This is a genomic window from Pedobacter paludis (genome assembly GCF_003173575.1).
GTDB lineage: Bacteria > Bacteroidota > Bacteroidia > Sphingobacteriales > Sphingobacteriaceae > Pedobacter > Pedobacter paludis.
Window position 1 is genome coordinate 340,833 of the sequence record NZ_QGNY01000001.1, and the last position, 22,137, is coordinate 362,969.

General features: G+C 43.3%; 15 protein-coding genes. 6 read left to right on the forward strand and 9 right to left on the reverse strand.

What is annotated here, in order from left to right:
* Nucleotides 1–194: 194 nt before the first annotated feature.
* From DF947_RS01410 to DF947_RS01425, 4 genes are all read right to left on the reverse strand, one after another.
* Complete coding sequence (locus DF947_RS01410; RefSeq protein WP_158526204.1) at nt 195–2,075, reverse strand: AAA family ATPase; 1,881 nt, start codon at nt 2,073–2,075, stop codon at nt 195–197.
* Nucleotides 2,062–5,340, reverse strand: coding sequence for an Eco57I restriction-modification methylase domain-containing protein (locus DF947_RS01415; RefSeq protein ID WP_158526205.1), 3,279 nt, complete (start codon nt 5,338–5,340; stop codon nt 2,062–2,064). The genes DF947_RS01410 and DF947_RS01415 overlap by 14 nt, the downstream gene beginning before the upstream one ends.
* 107 nt (nt 5,341–5,447) lie before the next feature.
* The gene (locus tag DF947_RS01420; protein ID WP_109927900.1) at nt 5,448–8,705 is read right to left on the reverse strand and encodes a helicase-related protein; all 3,258 of its coding nucleotides are present in this window, start codon (nt 8,703–8,705) and stop codon (nt 5,448–5,450) included.
* Nucleotides 8,705–8,911 carry a helix-turn-helix transcriptional regulator gene (locus tag DF947_RS01425; RefSeq protein ID WP_109927901.1) on the reverse strand — a complete coding sequence of 69 codons (207 nt, stop codon included), beginning with the start codon at nt 8,909–8,911 and terminating at the stop codon, nt 8,705–8,707. Before DF947_RS01425 ends, DF947_RS01420 begins: the two co-directional genes overlap by 1 nt.
* A gap of 300 nt (nt 8,912–9,211) precedes the next feature.
* Between DF947_RS01425 and DF947_RS01430 the strand changes: the two genes are divergently transcribed.
* The 5 genes from DF947_RS01430 to DF947_RS01450 all read left to right on the forward strand — a co-directional run bounded on the left by DF947_RS01430 (nt 9,212) and on the right by DF947_RS01450 (nt 16,955).
* Nucleotides 9,212–13,765 (forward strand): sacsin N-terminal ATP-binding-like domain-containing protein, encoded by a 4,554-nt coding sequence (locus DF947_RS01430; RefSeq protein WP_109927902.1) that lies wholly within the window; start codon nt 9,212–9,214, stop codon nt 13,763–13,765.
* A gap of 362 nt (nt 13,766–14,127) precedes the next feature.
* The gene (locus tag DF947_RS22100; protein ID WP_146202862.1) at nt 14,128–14,478 is read left to right on the forward strand and encodes a hypothetical protein; all 351 of its coding nucleotides are present in this window, start codon (nt 14,128–14,130) and stop codon (nt 14,476–14,478) included.
* 460 nt (nt 14,479–14,938) lie between these two features.
* Nucleotides 14,939–15,406: an Lrp/AsnC family transcriptional regulator gene (locus tag DF947_RS01440; RefSeq protein ID WP_109927904.1), complete on the forward strand. Its 468-nt coding sequence runs from the start codon at nt 14,939–14,941 to the stop codon at nt 15,404–15,406.
* Nucleotides 15,407–15,618: 212 nt separating this feature from the next.
* Nucleotides 15,619–16,164: a galactokinase gene (locus tag DF947_RS01445; RefSeq protein ID WP_109927905.1), complete on the forward strand. Its 546-nt coding sequence runs from the start codon at nt 15,619–15,621 to the stop codon at nt 16,162–16,164.
* A 218-nt stretch (nt 16,165–16,382) separates the two neighbouring features.
* A complete protein-coding gene (locus tag DF947_RS01450; RefSeq protein ID WP_158526206.1) occupies nt 16,383–16,955 on the forward strand; it encodes a GNAT family N-acetyltransferase in 573 nt (190 codons plus the stop codon).
* Between the two features lie 55 nt (nt 16,956–17,010).
* Here the strand turns inward: DF947_RS01450 and DF947_RS01455 are convergent, their stop codons facing one another.
* Nucleotides 17,011–18,021, reverse strand: a complete 1,011-nt coding sequence (locus tag DF947_RS01455; RefSeq protein ID WP_109927907.1) for a hypothetical protein — start codon at nt 18,019–18,021, stop codon at nt 17,011–17,013.
* A 1-nt stretch (nt 18,022) separates the two neighbouring features.
* On the reverse strand, nt 18,023–18,610 hold the full coding sequence (locus DF947_RS01460) for a hypothetical protein (RefSeq protein WP_109927908.1): 588 nt from the start codon (nt 18,608–18,610) through the stop codon (nt 18,023–18,025).
* A gap of 55 nt (nt 18,611–18,665) precedes the next feature.
* On the opposite strand from DF947_RS01460, the gene DF947_RS01465 reads away from it, so the two are divergent.
* Nucleotides 18,666–19,202, forward strand: coding sequence for an alpha-ketoglutarate-dependent dioxygenase AlkB (locus DF947_RS01465; RefSeq protein ID WP_109927909.1), 537 nt, complete (start codon nt 18,666–18,668; stop codon nt 19,200–19,202).
* Between the two features lie 130 nt (nt 19,203–19,332).
* Here the strand turns inward: DF947_RS01465 and DF947_RS01470 are convergent, their stop codons facing one another.
* The 3 genes from DF947_RS01470 to traM all read right to left on the reverse strand — a co-directional run bounded on the left by DF947_RS01470 (nt 19,333) and on the right by traM (nt 22,129).
* A complete protein-coding gene (locus DF947_RS01470) occupies nt 19,333–19,512 on the reverse strand; it encodes a histone H1 (RefSeq protein WP_109927910.1) in 180 nt (59 codons plus the stop codon).
* Between the two features lie 95 nt (nt 19,513–19,607).
* Nucleotides 19,608–20,996 (reverse strand): hypothetical protein, encoded by a 1,389-nt coding sequence (locus tag DF947_RS01475; protein WP_240615299.1) that lies wholly within the window; start codon nt 20,994–20,996, stop codon nt 19,608–19,610.
* Between the two features lie 32 nt (nt 20,997–21,028).
* A complete protein-coding gene (traM, locus tag DF947_RS01480; RefSeq protein ID WP_109927911.1) occupies nt 21,029–22,129 on the reverse strand; it encodes a conjugative transposon protein TraM in 1,101 nt (366 codons plus the stop codon).
* Nucleotides 22,130–22,137 lie beyond the last annotated feature (8 nt).

Sequence of the window (22,137 nt, forward strand, 5' to 3'; positions counted from 1 at the left end):
GTAGCGAGAATGGCAGTGCACTTTGCATTGCCATTTTTTATTCCAGAATGCTGCAAATGCCAAATTAAATTGGCAAAGCCCCCTAAAATAGAACCAAGTTCCAAAATATGAAAATACCACCTTTCTTGAAGCCCATTTTCTAATTTGAATCCGAAAGGAGCCCACTGCTATTCGGCAATTCGTTTCAGGTGAAATTAAACAAAAATGATTTTAGCCAAAATATCATTGTCAGATGCATAAGCGGTTCCAAGATAATGCGCGATTTTCGCCGAATACTCTTTCAGTGATTTATATTCTTTGTTCCTCACCATTTCCGTACCATTGGAACTAACTAATTTATGCACAAAAATCCTGCTTCGACTCAAATATTTATCTCCATCTAATAAGGTGTATTGAAGCAGGTTTTCCTTTAATTCAATGTGGTAGGTGATTACCTCGCCAGTATCCTGCTTGGTATCCACAAATTTAATCATAGTTTGCCCAGACCCAAGCTCTTTCAGCACGGTGAGTTCAAGGATTTTCAAAGATGGGATTGTCTTTAAAACTCTTTGAAGCTCCTCTCGGTAGACTGGGGTATCAAGATTATTATGAGATAACGGGTTCAACAGCGTGTCTTTATACACAAAAAGATCATTAATGGCGGCCACATCGACACCAAATACTTTATGAAGTGTTTTCAGGCCTTCGAGCAGATCATTAAACTGTTTGGGTACGGTAATTTCCTCGCCCTTACGCTCTTTGGTCAACCTTAAATAGTTAGGCAATGATTCGAAGACCAAATTCTCCAATCCCTGACGCAAGGCATTCGCAGAGGCTGGGTAATCAAAGGCCTTCATATGTTTTTCCGCCCTTTGAAAATAATCAGTCCCGTTATCGATATAAGGTCTGTGCGGTGTCTTGTCCGTGTCGAGGTATATTTCCTTGAAATGCCAATCCTGCTCATTGAGGTTTAAACGGATCCGTTGTTTACAGAGGTTATAAAAGGCCTTATCATGGGTGAAGATCAGTTTCTGAAATTTATCAAAAAATTCAAGTTCAGGCTTTCTACCGGTATTTAAGAATGTCTGGATGACCTTGTCCCGGTTACCCATATCCAGACTGATCAACATATCATCTAGACAAAGTACCTGGTAATCGGTGTTTTGAAGCCTGGTCTGCAAGGCTCCAATCCGAACGGCAATGGCTACACGCGTCAGCTGGGCCTCATTTAGAAAGGAGTGGGGCCTTTTAACCTGCTTCCAGGTACCACTGATTTCATCCTTAAGCTCCAGCAAGAGACCGATTTGATAACCATCAGTTTTTTTATTCCGTATTGTATCATAATCAATTTTGACAGTATAAATCAACTGCAGTCTCATCGCATCAGTTCCGTCATAAAAATGATTTCTCAAAAACTGATTTGCATTTTGTTCAATTTGACTTAAGAAAATCTGTATCTCATTGTTTAATACGGTTATCTTATCGTTAAATTCAACCTGCGGCCGCGATCCAATGGACGATATCCTATTTCCACTTGCTCTGGGTACATCGGCAGTGATTTCGGCGATGCGTTCCGCATAATATTTTTCCGCTTCATTATTTCTGAATAACGGAAAAATGTCACGCAGGAACACCTGCCATAAATTGATTTCCTGTTTATGGGTAACATTGTAAAAGTTATGCAGCAACTTATAATTGATAAAATCGCTAGACGCATTGGCCTTTGAGATCAATAGATTATTTTTAGCCTTATCGGTAGAGGTGGCATGCGCATCTATCTTGTCAACCGTGATGCTTCCTGAAACGGTATCCTTCGTGGAGAGTTCGATATAAGCATCCTCAGCAGCAGTAGCGAAAATATTTTTCAGACTATCATAGCTAACCGGATTAGCATCGTCGAAATCAACAAAATACTTGAAAATATCTGGCTGTTCTTTCGTTGTACTTTGCAGGAAGGTATACAGACCCCAAAATATTGAGGATTTTCCGCTTCCATTTTCACCATAGACCAATAGGTTTTTGCCATCCAGCTGAATGGTCTGTTCCTGATAAAACGCCTTAAAATTCTTGAATTTGATGCTGTTAATCTTCTTCACTCGGATTTAGGATTTTGCCCGCGGTATCCGGGCACATTAGACTTATGATTTTCAATCGGTTTCTGACCTCGCTCTCCGGCATGCTCCAGAGATTAAAGACCTTACCGATGTTCTCGCCAGAAACAGGACCTTCGAAACTGCCAAGGTCTTTGGTTACATATTTCAATATATTAACATTTTGGCTGGTCATTTCCGAACCATAGATTAATTCGACTATACTAGCATCAATAACTTGCTGAAGGTAATGGGCCACAGCTTTGTTATCGGTGCTCATAGAGACCTGGTCACTTTCAGGATTATTTAGAAACATAAGGTAATCACATAGTATGTTAAAGATTTTTTGCTCATCAAGCGTTATTTTTGGAATGTACAATTTTCGCACATTCTGAGGTTTCACTTGAGCAAATACCCGACCTTCTTCCTGAGTGAGATTTTTATAGACCAAATGATTTAATTTACTATTAAGCATTAGCAGCGCATATCTGTAGGATACCTCTGCCCGTGGCTCAATTTTAAAAACAAGGATACTATCCAAACAATAAAAACCAGAATTATCTATTGTAGCCCTGATACTGTCAGAGGTTTGGCGCATAATAATTTTGGTCTCTTCGAACAGCAAAGGATAACGTTGTCTATTTAAACTGAACCATGGCATTACGCCACTACGTGCCTCACTTCTGTTTTCAAGTTTATCTTTAAATTCTGTAAGATATTGCTTTATGTTGGGATAATTATCAATCTTCGTGTCACGAGCTGTATAGATGACTTGGTATTGGGTATCTTTGATCGAGTATTTATCGATTTCCGCCCCAACCAGCACGGGACGCAGTAATTCATGTTCTAAATTTTCTGATAGCATAAAACTTTCACTAATCCGGAAGATTTTATCTCCACCAGTGCTTATTCCGCTGGCAACTTCTAAAGCTATATCATCGATTTTAAAGCTTTTTTCGTCAATATCCTTTATGATTTTGATTTGTGATCCACCAATGCCTATTACTAAATCTGGAATCATATTGACCTCAAAGGAGGAAATTTCCTTTTGCGTATCAAAAAAATCGATCCTATGTATATTCTCTTTTCTGTTGTCGCTATAGCTGATCTGGTAATCCTTGCCGTCAGTGCGGGTGGCTACGAAAATACATGTGGGTACATCCGCACTCTCAAAAGTATTGTCCCCTAAATTGATGACCCTTCTAAGCTGGTTTTTATTAATCAACAAATCCCTCGTCTTGCTGTTCTCTCCCTGAAAAAGCAAATTATTGGGCACGATGAACGACAGCACCCCGCCATCCTTCAATAACCTAAAGGATTTAGAGATGAAATAATTAAAGGTATCTGGCGTGCGCATATGCACGTCACTGTACAAATCTTTAAAAAGTTTTTTATGGTCACTATCTAACTTCGCACCATATGGTGGATTGCCTATCACAATATCAAAGGAATTGTTCACCCCAAACATCCACCAGGGATCAAACCAGGAACAGCTATTATCGTCAAAAGGGTTAAACTCATAGAGTTTGGTGTAGATGTCATAGTTTTCACTCGTCGCCAGTTCGCGCAGACCGAGCAGTTCCGTTTGAATTTTCTTAAACTTTCTTTCCAGCTTCAGCTTTTCCTCACTACTGGTATTAAAGAACTCATTTCGCAGCGCCTCTAGGTCATTTCTCGCTTCTGCAGCACGCTCATCCATATCGAAACCAGTGATGTCGCCAAGCGGGATCAAACTGTTCGCGCACACGATTTTGAAGTTCAGGTTCGGTAAAGGTTGCGGACTTTCCTCATCCACGATCAGGCTCAGCCAAAACCTTAACCTGGAAATGTCGACCGCTCCAGCATCGATATCCACCCCGTAGATACTCTCTTCAATAATGTGTTTTTTCAATACTGCCGGGCTTTTTGCTTTAAATCCCTTATTGTCCTCAATTGGAATCTTTAAGTTATAAATCTCATGCAATAAACCCATTGGAAAGGCCCCCGAACCGATGGCGGGATCGCATATCTTCACGTCTTCCAAGGCCCGGTCAATATTCTTGATCTCCTCGTTGGAGAGCTTTTTCACATCATAGTCCTCGAAATACTGATTTAACTTCGCTTTAAACTGCTCATCGTTCTCCTTTTTGGCATAAGCATAGATATAATTGCTCAAACTCTCCCGGCACATATAGTGCACGATTTCCTTTGGCGTATAGAAAGCACCTTTGGCCTTGTTATCCTCCAGCAGGTTCTCAAAAATGTGACCAAGCATTTCCGGGTCAACCGCTACGGTATGTTCATCAGGAGCGTCCTCATAGATGGTAAAGTTAAATTCATTGAAGCGTTCGAACAATTTTTGGAAGATATGCTCCGGTAACTGTAATTTGTTGAACGCACTGTCCTGCGCCGGATCGAACAATCCACCGTTCAGGTAAGGATATCGCCTGTCTCTGGCCGGATTCTCCGAATCAGAATTATTTAATGAATTAAAAAACAGGGGCACCAGCTCCTGATAGTAAAAGTCGTCCTGGTGTTTTGAATGCTGAAATAAATTATACAAATAATCCGGATTTCCTTGTCCCCAGGTTTTGTCTTTGGGAACTGCCAACCAGCCTTTTTTCTGGACAAAGTATAGAAAAACTATTCGGCCCATCATGCGTTTACAGAAATCGCGAGCCTGTTTATCGTCCTGTTCAAAAAAATGCGTCAGCTGCCAGTTCGCTTCGCCCACGCGCTGCTCAACATACCTGTTCCCCTTTTTGGCATAACGCTTTCCGGTTAAAAACTCCACAAAGTCCTCATAAATCTCCTTGTAATATTTAAAGAAATCCTTGCTGAGTTTTTCCACCGAAAATGCCTCTTCAAAATCCCGAAGGTCCAGGAACTGGTAGAGATTGCCCTGTTGCTTTTGGATCAGCTTATCAAACCTTTGTGCCGCTGTCAGCGCCTTTTCACCTTTTCCAAAAAGATAGGTATACCGGCGCGCGTTGGTCTGTTTATCTTCTATTAGATTCGTAGCGGTGTTTAAAACTTTACGTTTACTGATGTAGCTAAAGCGCCATTTATCCTCCTGTACAAAGACAACCATCGCTCCGGCAACCTGCCTGGTGATCTGCTCCACGACATTTCGCAGCCCGACACGGTTTCGAGCCAGTTTGATATTGTCTTTAACCTGAACCTCGAAAATACCAATTTTGGTATAATCATCAATTTCATAATTACCCAGCGAATAGCATTTTTTGGCAATATTGTTCGTGCTCAGTTCAATTTCGTGCGCATCGCCGTACAACTTACCATTGGTAAAGTGCGTCTGCAGAAAAAACTTCCATTCCTTTTGATGATATGGACTTTCAAGGAGTTGTCGTATTTGGGTTATGGTCATTTTAAGTCCTTTATTTAAGCAAAAGTTTCTGAAATAATAATTTGAGGCTCCAGCGGCGAGGCATCGTTAAGTGCCGACCGCTTGATTTTTGTGGTATATTTTTTTGACAACTTGATGAGTTCGTCCTCAAGTTTTCTCACCTGGGCCTCGTTCCTAAGCTTATATACCTCATTGGTCAGGTTAGCATAGGTGCCGTTTTTCAATAACGGCAATAAATTAACGGCCGCCTGACGGGCATCCTCGCTCGTGAGCGTGTCCGAAAGCCAGTTACCCAGCCTCACGATTGCCGTTTGCGTTCTGACATCCATTTTTTCGTCTCGCCCGCCTACCATTTCAGGCGTGGTGATGTCCCTTTCAAACTGACTGATGATGTGATTAATCTGCTCATAATGAACCTCTGGAATAGGCAATATGCCCGGCTCCGATGGGGCAGCTTCGAAAATCTTTACCGCGGTCTCAAAAGGAACAGGGTAAGACTTATGACCTGCATGCAGATAAATATTTTTATAACCCCCGTTTTTCACAAAAGCGATACTTTGCTGGCTTTCCACACATGCCCTTACACATCGAACCTTTGATGGCATTTTCTTGATCGCCAGAAAACTGGCCTCATTTTGTTCCTTAAATTTTCTCAACCATTCCAGATGCTGCGTTCGGATGTCCAGATCTTCTTCCTTTTCTTCAAACATCTTGAACTGATCGATAATTTCGTCCAGTGTATAGATCTTATTATCCTCCCCGAAGGTGCTATGGCTACTCTGTAACTTTGCCAGTGATTTTTGCCGAAGATTTATCCGGTTATCACCCTGTTCAGAAGGGTAGAAGTTATAATTGTAAATCGACTGCGCCTTAGAGCCGATCCTGTTGATACGCCCAAGGCGCTGAATCAGCTTGGTTGGATTCCATGGCGTATCATAGTTGACAATAACATTCGCCCGATGTAGGTTGATTCCCTCGGCAAGAACGTCGGTGGTTAAAATGATGTCAAAGTCATTTTTAAATTTGCCCTCAAAATTCGCATCGAAATTCTCCCGTATGGTCTCAAAGTTCTTATTCCTGTTTTCAGAGGTAATGCTCAGTACTTTATAACTGGTTTCCTGCGTCAATCGCTGGGTTAAATAATGCAAGGTATCCGCGCTTTCGGTAAAGATAACCAGCTTGCCCAGCTCATTTTTACTACCGTCGAAATATTGACTGTGGAGCAAATCGATAAATACATTCCACTTGGGATCATCGTTCTGTGGGATCGATTGCCATTTTTGATTTAAGGCCAGTAGATTTTCATAATCGTTTCGAAGTCCAATGATAAAATCCGGATCAAAGTCTGATTGCTTAAATTTCCGGTTTTTGGGCTTCTGATCGTCGATTTTTAAAATTTCGATTTCGATTTCCTCATCGCTCATCCCTTCGTTCAAAAATTTGGAAATATCCAGGTCAGGAGCGATGAAGATCGCATCCCGATCATACATGTCAATCATTTGAGCGGTTGATTCGGTAATCTTGTTCAAAGATTTTTTAAAGGCATAAAAACTGCTTTCCAGTCTCTTGATCAACTGGGTTTGCATGATAAATGCAAGCGAACGGGAGATGGTTTCCGCATTTTGATAAGTTCCAGCATTCGCCTCATCGGTCAAGAATGCTATTGCCTGGTAGCGGAAAAACCCAATCCGTTCACTATCAATGATCGCGTTTGCGGTATCGATAAAAAGCTCCGCAAGTTCGTGGGACAGTTCATACACATTGGCATAGGGGTCTGCTACCTTGGGAAAGACAATGCCCTGTGCCTTTAGGTCAGCAGCATATCGCTCATTATTTTTCAAATCGGTACGCGTCCTGCGAATGGTAATATCCTTAATCACCTTGTCCCTGATGTCGTTGAAAATCTCCTGTATGGCGGCCAGATCCAATGGCGTCTGCTGAACCAGGGCTTTGTACCTTAAAATGTGTGGATAGAAATATTTCTGCAGATTGGGAATGCTCAAACCACTGTTTCTAACATTCTGGAACAGCGAAATCAGGTAATAAATATCCTCTGGCTTATTGTTCAGGGGCGTTGCGGAAATCAAAACGACCTTTTTCTCAAAGCTCTCTATATTTCCAATATGTTCCCTGCCGCTTTTACAGATAATCTGCAGGTTTTGGAACTGCTGGCTTCTGTGGTTGCGGAATTTGTGCGCCTCATCGACCAATATCAGATCGTAACGTTCTTTGTCACTATAATTATGGTCACCGTCGACGATTTTGCCTAAACTACCATTGGCGATGAAATGACATTTGTCATCAATCCTGAATTCCTTGAAAGTGCTCTTCCAGTTCTTTTCAAGCGTTGGCGGATAAACGATCAAAATTCTGGTCTTTGGACCATTGTTAATGATGAATTTTTTCGCCAGTAAAGCGGCCATCACCGTTTTACCTGTTCCAACTACGTCCGCTAAAAAGAACCCATTATATTTCAGCAACAGCTCATAGCCCTGATTGACTGCATCGACCTGGTAACTGAGCTTTCTAAACTTGCCCAATGGAATGTCACTGATGCTATCCGGATCGTACTCGATATTTTTGCCAAAGAATTCGATTAAAAATTTAACATATAGCTCAAAGGGCGTAGGATTGACCTCCAGATAGGTTTTCTTAATCAATGAGGGAGCATCCACCGGCAGGATAGTTGTGCTCTGATCCCATAAGATTTCGAACTGATCATCTGCGTATTTGATATTGGGATAATCGCCCAACTGGATGTTCATCTCATAATTATGCTGTACATCTTCCAGACCCAACCCTTGGGCGGATAGGTTGGATGAACCCATGATTACCGTACCGTTTGGATTGTGTTCATTGAAATTCGCAGAAAGAAAAATATAAAACTTGGAATGAAGTTTTTTCGACTTATGGGCCCTGATTTCAATCCGTCCAGAAGCGATATCCTCGATCAATTGTAGAATCCCGGCCTCGATAACCTTTGAATAGCCGGCCTTGGTAATATCCTGCTGTACACTCTGTGCGAAACTTTCCTTGATGTCCTTTGCATTCACATTAAACAACAGCCCCTGCTTTTGTGCAAGTGCGATAAAAGGGTCAACATTGATACCAGCAATGATTTTAACTTTTAAATCATCTGGAAAATACGGGCGGATGGCAAAATAGCCCGAAGCCCGGAAATAACCGATCACCGACTTGAAATATTCAATGTTTCTCATATGCGTGAACACACCTACAAATTTTCTGTAAAGGGTGTTCTCGTCCTGATTGGTAAAAAAGTTAGAGGCTGCCATTATTTAGTAGGGTTAATGAGATCGCGAACATCAATTTGCAAAAGCTGGGCAATAGCAACCAGACTGTCCATCGAAGGCTGGACTTCGTTGGTACACCACCTCGAAATGGTCGTTTCATTTTTACCCAGGGCCAATGCCAGCCATTTATTGGTTTTACCCTGTTCAGCCAGCACCGCTTTCAAACGGTTTATTGCTCTTTCACTCATATTAATCTGCACTAAATGTGGATAAATCTACATTTAAAGTTCCAAAGGAACAATCTTACAAAAACTTTTTTTTGCACATTCTAATCTGGCAATGATGCGCTGAAATGTCTTTCGACAACATAACCAGGTACTTAAGAAACGCAGTACGCGCAACTATAACAGGATACACTCCTTGCGATTCAAGAGTGTGATTTATTCTGCCTCATTATGGATTGAAGTGGTAAGTGGGTTTACCTGAAAAAGGTACTCACAAATTTCAAAGATTATCCTAAATTAGCATGGATATAAATTTCTGAATTAATGACTCAAAACTTCAAACAGGATATCCTTGAGCTGATCAAGATATCCAGGGAAACTTACGCGCTGATGCCCAGTAGAATTACCGCGGATTACGATAATGAAAAAGGATTAATCAGCGCTTACAATGGCAGACAAATCCTAGAACTTTTGCAAAACGCCGACGATGCTGGTGCAACGCAAGTAGAAATCAACCTTGATACCGATCTTCACCAAATCACCATCTCCAATACTGGTGAGGCCTTCAGTAAAGATGGCGTACAGTCACTGATGCTCGCAGGAGCGAGCAAAAAAACCAAAAAGAGCTTTATTGGCAATAAGGGTCTTGGGTTTCGCTCAATATTGAACTGGGCAAAGATGGTTGAGGTGATCACCAACGGATGTACCTTGCGTTTCTCACCCGAGATTGCAGCCCGGCACTACCATGAGCTACCCTTGACCACAGCGCAATGGACCGAACTCAGGACGGGTTGGAAGTACCGCGAGACGACCATTCCCTTTGCGATACTTGCCATTCCAGAAATCGCCGATTCCAGCGAATCGGAAGATAAATGGGCGACTTCCATTCGCATCACCTATGATGGAGCCTACCTGCAAGACATCAAAGAACAACTTGAAGTAATCCAATCGGAGTGCCTGCTGTTTTTAAACCACATTGAAAAGCTGCATATCAAAGGCTGCGAATCTGGCGAAAAGCTTTTTGTTAAGCAAAAACAGGAAGGTGAACGATTTGACCAAATTACCATTAATGAAAGAAGCTGGAATATCTATAAAGACGAAGGGAAATACGAGGACGAAAAACAGCAGGGCGATCAGAACGAGGACGAGTATTATTCGATCAAAGTCGCGGTAAACGAACAACTTTCTGATGATATCGGAATATTATTTTCATTCTTTCCCACACTGGTATCCTTTCCATTGCCATGCGTAGTCCATGCAACCTTCGAACTGGATCCCTCCAGAAACGCCATCGTCAAGAGCACCAAAAACACACTGTTACTGGACAAACTTAAAGATTTGCTAATATCCATTGCCGAGGACATGACCAGCGGCGTGCATAAATGGAACCCTTACCGCCTGCTCAGTCCGATGAATGAAAATTCAGATAATCCGGAGGTGAAAACGTTTTATCAGGCCTTGAAATCCGCCCGGGATCGCTCACGGATATTCCCGACCATCGATGGTAAGATGCGCCTGCTGAACCAAACGCGCTTTTATGGGAATCAATTTACCCAATTTATTCAGCGAATCGGCCTGGACCATTTCCCCGAACTGCTTTTACCCTTCGACGATAAGGTATCCTCCGCTCTTTTTTCAGCCCAGAAATATACAGACGCGGAATTTGCCAGGGGTATAAACGCGCTGGGAAAAAACCTGAACATCTCAGACCGGGCGACCTTGATCGGTATGTTATGCGCTTATGAGTTCAGTAACCACAAACAGCAGTACCGTTTACTGGTGGATTCGGACGGTACCCCGATTTCTACAGAACACACCTGTTATACGCCCATACTTGCTGATGGTGCGGTATTCGAGCTACCGGATTTCCTGGAAATCTACTTCATGGATACCCAGCTATATCACCTTTTGAGCGAACACTTTTCCAAACGTGGCCTGCCCGCTACCCCAAGGGAACTGCAGAATGAAGTTAAACAGGTAGTCAACCTCCAACCATATGACTCCAATCAGATCACCGAGCGCATTATCTCCAGGGCAAACAGCCTAATGCAATACCGTACCCGTGAAGAGAAAAAAGAGATCGTTTTGGAAATGGTCCGCGCACTTTGGTCGAATTTCAGCACCTCGCCCAAAAGTGGTAAGTATGGCCAACCGGTCCCTTTACTCAATAAGGCCCAGACCGTTACCGCTTCCAGTACGCTGCTGTTTTCTTCCGGCTATCCCAAGGGAACCCTTGTATGGGACGTTTATGCAGATCATCTCGCCGAGCATTATTACCTTGCCCCGCTATCAGACTATCAGCTAAAACCTTTTGGCGATGGCGAGCTGAACATTAACCTGGTACAGGACTTTTTCAGCTGGATGGGCGTGAACGATTTGAGTATCACAGAACCTATCGAAACCGAATTTTCGAGTGGAGATAACTATTACCGTCAGGTCGAGGCAAACAGGGATGACTTTCAGTCAGGTAGTAAACTCAAGATCAAAGACATCCAGATCAAAGGTTTCGATGCCTTGCAACGCAACCTGACCCTAGAGCAGCTGCTGCTATGGGCCATCAAATGCGATCGGGTACAGCAATCTCTCCGCTCAAGTGCGCAGGAGACAATAGCGACCAAGAACAATAAATCGGTATACCTCCAGGGATTAAGAAGCTACATACACAACCAATTTACCGAGTCCGGAAAGCTGAAGGACTATATCATTGAAACCTATGGCATTCCCAGCGTCAATCCAAACCCACTTGATTACAAGCACGCCTTATTTACCACTTATGGCTTAAGCAAGCCAGAAATCGATGCCACCTTGATCAAGCTTGGTGCCGTAGAGCGCTTCGAGGACCTTAAGGCAGAGAAGGTATTCCAGTTGCTAAGTTCATCAAAATCTAACGATAAGGAGGGTAAATACGCCCAGCGGTTATACAAACTTGCACTCAAGTGGTATGATGATTTCAAGGGCGAGCTGCCCGGAAGACCATACATTTCCTATTTTGCAAAAAAGGGCACCCAAGAAGGTTATGATCTGGGAAAGGTTTATTACTCAGACAACCAGGCACTGCCAAAGCACATCTTAAAGGATTTTGCAATTTTGGATCTGCCCAAAAGGTCAGGCGAAGATAAGGTTGCCAAAATGTTCAATATCAGTAATTTCAAAGATATTCCCTTATCCATTCTACCAGAAACCCTCGTCTACCATCCACTCGAGCAGCGCTTTCAGGTATACTGGCAACAAATCAGGGATATGATCCTGGCTTACCGAATCGAAAAACTCAATGCAACCAATGATAAAAAGACCGCAGCAGGCCTCATCAGGCAATTTAAGATCAACCTGATCTCCTCCGGGCGCTTTGATTTCAATGGCCAGGAAGTAGAACTGGAGACCAATAACATGATCAATATCGGGAACCAATTCTACCTCAAGACCGACGATAACCACTCGGAGCTCGCCCGGCTTAAACAAAACCCAGAATTTTGTGATGCCTTCGCCGAAAGCCTATGTATCCTTTTCAAGGTTACCGAGCAAAAAAATGAATTTCGCAGGCTCTTCAAAAACGACATTGCCGATTCTAGGCACCTCATCCATCAGGATCTGGGCAGCACGACCTGGGCAGAAGCGAAAAGCCTACTGGGTATTTCCGATTTCGAGCAGCAGTTCTGGCACAAGATATTCAGCTTGAAATCCATCGTGGTCGAGGAAAACCTGCTGGAGCTCGGCGTTAACAGCGAACTGCTCGCCACGCTATTTGAAGGTGAAGGTTTTGGCTATTTGCCAGGGATGCTCGATAACCTTGCGGACCAAAAAACCTATGAATTCTTGCAGTTTTTAGGCAGCAAACTCGATCTGAACATACAAGATATCCTCACCCAACTGGATTCGGGAACGGGATTCCGGAAACTCCATCTCGATCGGGTAGAAAATCAGCTTAAAGACTTACGCCATACCGTAGTCAAGGCCATCTGGCAGAAACTTTCCATCGCGAGCATGCAAGAAAAGATGCAATACAAAAATCTTATCCAGCGATACAATTCCCTCAAAGAATCACTCGTTCCGGCATTAGTTCAATACGACTATGCTTTCGATTTTCCCTTATCTCATTTGGTCGAAGAATTCATCCTACGTTTCTACACGATTGAAAACCTAAATGATATAGCAAGCTTAGAACCGGTAAACTTGTATCCTGAACTCTACGAGCAGTACGGACGGAATTTACCCGACGAAATCCATAGCCTGTTTTATTTCCCGGATATGGAAGAAAATATCCTGAAAATGGCTCCGCAGAAAGAGATAGTGGATGAGGATATACTCAAAGATGCCGATCCGCAGGAATATGACCTGGAAATTCTCCAAGGCTCTGATTTTTCCGCTGGCTCGTTTTATAATGGCAATGGTAGCCACCAAGGAGGCGGGCGAAGCTGGCTAGCCGACCCAAATAGCGATGCAGCGAAAAGAAATGCAGGCTTGCGCTCCGAACAGATCGTTTTCGACCACCTGGTCAAAAAATATGGAAAAGACTACGTACACTGGCGTTCAGGAAATTCCCATATCATCGACCGCGATGATTCGTTGCACTACGATATAGAATATCGAAATTCGGACAAGGAATGGAAAATGCTCGAAGTGAAAACCATGAGCGGCAATACTTTTATCATCAGCAGAAAAGAAGTGGAAAAAGGCTGCGCGAGCTGGCAAAAATATGAGCTGGCCCTCGTCGGTCAGGGCAGGATTACCCTGGTTGAAAACTTTTTCGAAAATGCAGATCCCCTGCATTTCATAGGCAGTGAAAACTATTCCGTTACCCCGAAAGATTATTATGTTTCCATCAACCGGAAACAGCAGGCTAGCACTTCGGAAGCCACATCAGCAAACGAGCAAATATAAATCAATTAACAAATGTCAAAGGGTTGCGATCCGCATTATAGATCGCAACCCTTGCTTTTCCCTGCTCAAAGATCAAGAAGTCTTTTGGATCATAGCGCCGTTCGCCATGGAATATTTACCACTCGTTTTTAACAGCTAAAACTAGACCGGAGTTGAAACTTATCCAAATTATGTTTCGCCTGCTACCTCTTTTTTAGACCAATTTCCCAAAAGCATCCTTTTGCTTTATCAAGCCTTCAAAGAATCCAACATTTGATAAAGGGATCTTTGCGAAACACCCTGACTCATTTTTCATAGGTATTAGTGATGCGTGCCGGGCGGATGTCCGGCATTCATGCTTTTCACCTCAAACAACGCTGCTCATGAAAAACAAACGAGAAAACATCGGTCATTGGCGCTCCACGCTATACCAGGAAAAAAACCACTACAAAATCAACCTGCATGGCGTCATTCCCACCACCAACCCTGGTGCCAATTGCCGGCTCATCTGCATGGAAGAATTCAGTGATCCCGATACCAGCCTTATTTACCGGCTGGAAGAGGCTCAGGCCATCAACGTCGAATCCGAGGCGCAAACTTACCTGGTCTCCAGCCGCACCATTACCGGGCAATGCCCATACAAAAAAATAGCCATCATTGGCTTCAGACCAGGCGAAAGGCATTCCTTTCTGATCGCGATTGTCAAAATAGAAGAGGGGATAGGTGAACTTTAAAACTTAGCCCGGATAAAGGGTCGGCAGGTTCAACCCAAGAAAGCATAAAAAAGAAACGGACCGGCAGCTGACCGGTCCGGAACACAAACTAATTATTTCTAGAAAAGGTCTTCTACATACCTTTTAAAAAAAATGGGGCATGACATCCACCATACCTTGCGAGATGATCCAACGCGGATTTCAGGAAAGAAACACCGGGTCAGCTTTTGCAGAGATTTACCGTGCCTTTCTCCCTCATCCGCGGCGCAAAGATGAAGGCTGCTACTAACAAAACAAATGATCGCTATCATTTCAGGAAATCCGACCAAAACTACGCGTCAAAACCGAATTAAATTCTGAAACAAACAAAAAACAACTCAAAAACTACCCAAAAATTTTAAGATCTGAAAAACAAATTAATATCTTTACCTCAATCTCTATAACATCTAGTACACAAAAATTAAAACGCTAAACAGTTGTTATGGAAGACTATTGCCTGGACGAGTTGGATTACGCCATCCTCAAGATCCTACAAACCGATTCCCGCATCACCTACGATGACTTGGGAAAAAAGCTGCATCGCAGCAAAACCCCCATATTTGAGCGCGTCAAGCGTTTGGAGCGCCTGGGCTACATCGATTCCTACGTTACCTTAATCAATTATACCAAACTCCGCGAATGCCTGATGAGCTATATCAGCGTCAAGCTCACAGACCATTCCATCGAAGCTTTGCAGGACTTTGCCACAAATGCCTGCGCATTGCCCGAGGTCATGGAATGCGCCCACCTTACCGGCGGTACCGACTTCCTATTGAAAGTGGTTACCAAAAACATGGAGCATTATAACGAATTCCTCTTCCGTAAACTTGGTAAACTGCCCAACATCGCCAACCTCAACAGTTCAATCGTCATCGGCCAGAACAAGAGCAGTCCGGTAATCCCTTTTTGAAGCCGTCAAAACAACAGGCAATGTCAAGCAAAATATAATTTTATCAAACCCTGCAAAAACGGACCTTTTTCCCAAAGCACAATTTTTTCTAGGCACTAAACCCACCAAGTTGCACCTTTGAAGAAATCCAAATAAGCGGGCAACCGCTGAATTAAGTAGGTAAGGCCGGCCCGATCGAGAGGGGTCGGCCATTGCCAAAACTAAACCAAACGATGAACAACCTGAAAAGAATCTTTTATCAGCTCTTCGAGCAAAACCCATATATCTTGCAAATACCTGGCTGGAGTTTGCTTAGCCCCGAAGGACTGGTACACGTGCTGGGCAGTGAACCAGAAGATAAAATATACCTGGCGATTTCTGCAAGAACAGATTCGCAGTTTCAGTTTTACAATGATGCTTACCAAAGCCATTACAGCGCCATGGTCAATGAAAAACGGGAAAAAGGCCGCTGGTATTCGCCCATGGAAGAAACTGCGCAACAATTCCTAAAAAACGGTTATCCCGTTCAAGGTTTCAACCTATATTTAAGCGCCTGCGGACAGCGTAAACATGGTAAGACCTACGAACTGCTGATGAGGACGGCGATGGCAAAAGCACTGAGCGAAATTTACAATCTTGAGTTGAAAAAACATCAGCTCATCTCCCTGATCTGTCGGACCAATAACGGTTCGGTACTCGACGGCTTGTTTTTAAACCAGATGTACCACCACACGCGGCCCATTGACAGCCTGGAAGCCACTTCAATACATAACAGATAAAACGCAAAACGTCCATAATATTAGTTTAGTTAGGTTCAAAAGGAGTGGATACTCCGGATGAGGTTTATTTTCATCGGCAGGTTTGGTAGTTCTTCCTGCCGTTATCTTCAAACCCAACAAAAAAGAATTATCTATTCTTAGCGGATAGGTTAGTTTAATAGTTAATGATTAGTAAAGCATGCGCCGCGAGGGCCCATGCTTTTTTTAATTCCAATCACATGAAAATCGAAAAATTATTTTCTATACGCATTTATGACGGCAAGAAATTCCTACTCAAAGCACTGACAAAAACCCTGAGGGAATTAAGGAATCACACCGATTGGCCTACTAAGATCCTTTGGGATGAAAAAGCCATCCTGCAAAAGCTCACCAGCGGAACGCTATTTATGATCATGCTGGAGGACGAAGTCTGTGGTTTTCTGGATTACCATGTTCAGCCCCTGCCATACCAAAATAGCAGCCTTCCGAACCTGCACGATAAACAGACCATCTGGATTAGCGATTTTGCCATCCGTCCAAGCTATGAACACCTGGGTCTTGCGCGAATGCTGATGAATGTGGCGGTAAATTATTCCTGTTACCTTGACAAAAGACAAATTCGAATTTTCAAATCCAGCGATGAAAAACTCAACGGCTTTATGGAACATTATGGCTTTAAGCTCCAGTCGGCTGAGCCAAAAAACACAGCTATCTATGAAATAAAACTAAGTCGGAGCCCACGCTTGGTTAAAGCTAGTAAGCAGGCAAAGGTAATCCTCAAACCCAATGTAGCTGTTTTGCCAAATCAGTAAGCAAAGTTAATAACGCTAACTATCCAATTCTGAAGGAATCAAACCCTTTACTAATTTAAAACAAACTGTCTTCAGGATCTTCTGCATTGAGATTCTGATCACCAACAAATTTATGGTGTCTATCCAACTTCTCTATAGGAACATCAAATTTTTCTGCCAAACGTTTGTGTCGTTCCAACGTCCGGTAAAATCCCTTGAAATTCTCGAAATGACTATTATAAGAAGCAATTAAATCGCTACCTGTATTAATCACAAAATAACCGTCCTTGTTTGATCCGATTCTATTGGTTTGCTTCAAAGGATCAATCAACCAACTTTGAATATTATTGTCAGTCAATTGTTCAGGTTTCACCCCCATGTCTCTTATTTCTTTGACAATGAGCTCCTTCTTAATTGCCTTTGCGCTGTTATCAGCGATCGACTCTAGAAAATTATAAAGCATATTTCTCAAAGCGGTGAGATCCCTGAAATAACCCGTTGCAAAATCCTTTTTATTTCCTTTACCGGCAACACCAACGAGCTTACGGGCAATTTCATTGCTATCTTTATCACTGATTTTGAGTCCGAGGTCTTTTAAATGATCGACATCATCAGAAAAAGTATAGATCAGCCTGTTATCCAAAAGTATATCTGTAGCCTCTGTCCATGGATTGCGGTATCGATTACTGGCAGAAAAATATTCAAACTTCAAACCTAATAAAGTATTTTGAATAGTCATGTCCAGCATTTTGTCAATCCAGCTTCTATCCCCATTTCGGTAAAATTTACCCAGGCTCGAAATTAACTTTGAATACAGTTTGTCCTCCAAATCATCAAGTTTGCCTAAAACCTCACTATCAGTTACATCATCTAAATTTTCCAATATCGAGGCTTCACACTGCCAGTAAATGGCATCTGTGAAAGTAAATTTCTTATCTTTTGCAATTGATGCCTTATTAATTTCAGAAGTAGTCTCAATCAAAAAATCCACATGGCTATTGAAATTTTTCACATAGTTTTTGACCCTATAGTCCGTGGAAAGCTCGAAGTTATCAAGCGCATTACTCACTGATGCAATATTTTCCATGTTATGCTTTTTTAATGTGAATCAGTTGGTTAGGTACAGCCGTGTCTGAAAGATTTGACCTGTAAAATGTATGGTTCTGCCTATATGGATGATTTGCATCAACGACTTGCAACTCAAACTCGAAATCATAATCAAGGTCATTTTCTTCTTTTAACTTCCCATAATACCTTTGAAGATTGCTAAACTTACTCCAGACATTAGTAGAGCTTCCAAGCACGATAACCGTGCCATTATCGGCCAACAAATCGTGTACCTTTTCTAAAAAATACTTCGTCTCAAACTTACCCCTGAAGCCTATCATTATTGGATTACAAAAAATAACATTATCAAAAGTTCGACCGTTGGTTTGAACGGTAAGGTAATCACAGCGTTCATCTAAGTAATGACAGTCCTGCAATTCATAATCAGCAGGGTGCTGCATAAAATGATCAACTTGCGGAATTGTGATGTCTGTTAAAAAACAGTTAGGAAACTCCCGTTTACCAAAAAAAGCTTTACCGGCAGCGAACTCGATGTTTCTGACTTGCGGGTTTACAGGGAAATCGGAATGATGTGCGAAATCATTTCCGTTAATATCTTTGCGAGGCATTAATTTAAGGTTATTATATTTAAATTTGTTTCGCACAATATACTAAAACTCGAAAATGAATCAAAACATTCCAATAGGTATTTCAGTTTTTGAGGCACGGGGAGGGTTTTATGAAAATCTTTTTTCTAAAACGAAAAGTGAAGTGGAATGGGATTGCCGCATCCGGTCCAGGAAGACGGCGTCCTTTGGAATGCCCTACGATTATTCCGGATTAGCCTACAGTACCTTGGATTTTCCCAGTTTTATCGATAAAGTAATAGAAGATATTTTGCCAATAGTTGGCTATAGACCCAACAATTGCCTTATTAATTTCTATGATTCCGGCGCATCAGCGATGGGGTTCCATTCAGACCGGACCGATATCTTAGCACCACTTACCGGGATAACCATCCTATCCTTAGGTGATTCAAGAACCATGCGCTTTAAAAATAAGAACACCGGAGAAATCATAGATTTTATCATGAAACCAAACTCCTTTCTGCATATGTCAGCAGAGCTGCAGCATGATTGGTTACATGCAATTTTAGCAGATCCTAAAAATACCAACCAGCGGATTAGCATAACCTTTAGGCGGCTGATTGCCCATTCATAGTTACTCCTAGAAACGACTGAGCATTAAGCCAAGAGGCAAACCATCAGCTGCGAGGTTCTGAACCTTAAATTTTGCAAATTTCATAATCCGACCGAGCCCAGTTAAAAACCGGACTCGGTCGGGTCAATACTTACTTTCCCTCGTTCTTTGCCGCCTGCACTTCCGCGCGGCCTTCGCTCGCCAGGTTTTTGATCTCCTGATAGGCTTTCCTCAGTCGCGTCCCCGCGGCCTTGTTTCCTTTAGCATAGAAATTTTCGGCATCCTTTTCCGTTGCAGCAATTACTTCCTTGATTTTTTTCAGTGCATTCATCATTTAATATTTAGGTATTTAAAATAGGTATTATCCCAATTAAACGCCTAAAACATGAAAAACAATACAAAGCACCAAGAACACCAATGACAACGCTACATGTTCAGCCCGTTGTCCTGCTGCTGCGATTTTCCCTTATTCTTTCCTTTCTCTTCCATCAGCGATTGCGACTGGCCCTGATCTTTCTGCAGCTCCTCACGCTTCAGCGGCTTTCCACCCAGCTCAAAGAAATTCAGGTTGGTATACCTAGGAACCGCTTCCACACGCAACTTCAGCTCTTCGCCTGAAACCGGCGACACTAAAGTCACCACTGGCTTATTTCCGTTCTGCATTTCGCTCACCAATTTCTCCAGCGATTCCTTTTTATCCAGCTCTTTAATTGGATAGGCCGAGAGCTCTTTCTTCAAATCAAATCCATAACCCTCCCCATACTGCTTCATCGTATAATTCCCATAACGGTCCTTCGGCTGGTCAAACTGATACTGGCTCCAGGCCTTATACTCTTCCCCGGCCCGGCTCACCATATTCTCCCTAAACACCGCGCGGCCCTGCAGCATATTGGCCGCCTGCTCTACGGAAAACCCTTTACCGCGATCCACATAATGCGCATTTCGAATCACCGGTGAATAAAAGGTCGTGCGAAATTCCTTTTGTACATAATCTATTTTACCATCCTTCATCGTCGCCAGCACATCCCGGAACGCGATATCCTTATCCGAAAACTTACCCGTAGCGAGTTCAAAATCCGTCTTCTGTGCCTTAAAGAAATCCATCGCCTGTATAGCGCTATCAAAACGCTTGGTCTTCAGCTCGCCATTTTCATCGGGCCCAGAGACCAAATACTGGTGTCCTTCCTTTTCCAGCGGCCTGGCGTTGCTCTTAGCCAACTCAAAACGGTTCAGGTAATAATACTCGGACTGACCCGACTTTTTCATAAGCACCGTCAGGTCCAGCTTACCGCGATCAGCCTCCAGCTGTCCAAAAAGCTCAATCTTATCAACCCCTTTTTCCATCAGGCCTTCAGCAGCCTTAATCATGCCTTCAGGAATCTTCAGCGCCTTGGCCTCGATCCTAAAATTTTCCAAAGAATTTTTATTCATGATGTATTCGTTTTTATATTGATTTAATTCCATCGGCTCACCCTGAGCCTTACGCGCCTGATCCAGTTCCTTTAGTAAACTGTCCAGTAACGACGACCGGTCCACGCACTCCGAAAAACTCACCCTGCCACTGAAAGCCGCCATACCCGCATAATCCTTTCCCAGCCCGCTCAAACCCAGCCCTGCAAAATTGCTATTGGACAGTTGCACATGCATTTCCTTAAAAGCCATCCCACGACCCGTAATCGAAAAGTCCATCTGTACCTTTAGCTGCTGGCCGCGTTCGAGCACCTTGCCACCGAGACTAAAGCTTTCGGTTTCGCGCTGGATTTCGAGTATCAATTCCTGGCTCACCCAGTCCGAGGGGTAACCTTTGTTCTCCAAAGCCCCCCTTAGCGCATCAAAGTTCCCGACCTTCAAGGTTTCCCTTTTCTTAAATTATCCCGAAGCAATAGGGGATAGCCCGCCACCAAAGTCTGGCGAAGCCTGGACACCTTTTTATTCAGCAGCGACCTGGCCGCATCAATCCCAGCCCCAGCTAGTTGGCTCCCCAGATCAAAGCGCGATATGCCGATCCCCGAGACACCCGAAGAGATCCCACCGGATACCGCATCCCTGACCAAAGCCTCCGGCGCATTAATTCCCACCATACCATCCCTGCGGTCAAACACCGTCAGATTCACCGGTACGATCGAAGTCCCTAAGCGGATATTTTTAATTTCCAGTGAAATCCTTTGATTGGAAAAGGCCGCCAACCCATATACCAAGTGTCCCGCCGGAATCACCTGCCCGGAAATCAGCAAAGAATCCAGCAATCGCAGCTCCACCACCGTGCCCTGCTTCACCTTTTGCTTCCCGACAACCTCGGCTGGCACCGCCCTGAACACGCTGTCCGGCAAAACAGAAACCGCCTCCTTTTTAAGCATCCTGCCCGCCAATTCCGGGTTTTGCAATACCAATAGCTTATCCATCATTGCACCCAGCTGCTCCAGCTCCGGATCAGATTCCTTAGCCGAAGACATGCCCTTCATCAATAGTTCCAACCGGTCCACATCTTTGGATAAGGGCGCATTATTGGATACCGGATATTTCGGCAAATTCACGCCAGCACCAACGGCCTGAACCGGCGACGGTGCGGCAATCGCCTGGTTAATCGCTAGCAACTTTTCATTGATTTTGCGCTCCTGCAACTCAGCATTACTGCCACCAGCACCCGAACTACCAAAGCCAAGTTTCTCCGCTGCAAAGGCAAGCTTTGAAGTGTCAGCTTTCAGTGAATCCCGTTTGGCCTGCTCATAGTAAGCCATTTTATCCAGCGGATCTTTCTGCTCCAGTTTCGCATCTGGCAAAACCGTATTGAGCCCCGACTTAGGTGAAGTTTTCGAAGTCTTTAATCCCTTCCAGTAATACCAGCCATAGCCCAGAAGCCCAACCAATACCAAAATGGCAGCTCCCAATAAAACCTGCTGTTTCCAGCTCAGCGCAATGCGCAAGCGCTTTTTCCTTTCTTCATTCATTTTTATTC

Bases quoted from the DNA above. Each gene is read 5' to 3' on its own strand.
- DF947_RS01420 (WP_109927900.1), bottom strand. From the start codon at position 8,705: ATGGCAGCCTCTAACTTTTTTACCAATCAGGACGAGAACACCCTTTAC.
- DF947_RS01425 (WP_109927901.1), bottom strand. From the start codon at position 8,911: ATGAGTGAAAGAGCAATAAACCGTTTGAAAGCGGTGCTGGCTGAACAG.
- DF947_RS01430 (WP_109927902.1), top strand. From the start codon at position 9,212: ATGACTCAAAACTTCAAACAGGATATCCTTGAGCTGATCAAGATATCC.
- DF947_RS22100 (WP_146202862.1), top strand. From the start codon at position 14,128: ATGAAAAACAAACGAGAAAACATCGGTCATTGGCGCTCCACGCTATAC.
- DF947_RS01440 (WP_109927904.1), top strand. From the start codon at position 14,939: ATGGAAGACTATTGCCTGGACGAGTTGGATTACGCCATCCTCAAGATC.
- DF947_RS01445 (WP_109927905.1), top strand. From the start codon at position 15,619: ATGAACAACCTGAAAAGAATCTTTTATCAGCTCTTCGAGCAAAACCCA.
- DF947_RS01450 (WP_158526206.1), top strand. From the start codon at position 16,383: ATGAAAATCGAAAAATTATTTTCTATACGCATTTATGACGGCAAGAAA.
- DF947_RS01455 (WP_109927907.1), bottom strand. From the start codon at position 18,021: ATGGAAAATATTGCATCAGTGAGTAATGCGCTTGATAACTTCGAGCTT.
- DF947_RS01460 (WP_109927908.1), bottom strand. From the start codon at position 18,610: ATGCCTCGCAAAGATATTAACGGAAATGATTTCGCACATCATTCCGAT.
- DF947_RS01465 (WP_109927909.1), top strand. From the start codon at position 18,666: ATGAATCAAAACATTCCAATAGGTATTTCAGTTTTTGAGGCACGGGGA.
- DF947_RS01470 (WP_109927910.1), bottom strand. From the start codon at position 19,512: ATGAATGCACTGAAAAAAATCAAGGAAGTAATTGCTGCAACGGAAAAG.
- traM (WP_109927911.1), bottom strand. From the start codon at position 22,129: ATGAATGAAGAAAGGAAAAAGCGCTTGCGCATTGCGCTGAGCTGGAAA.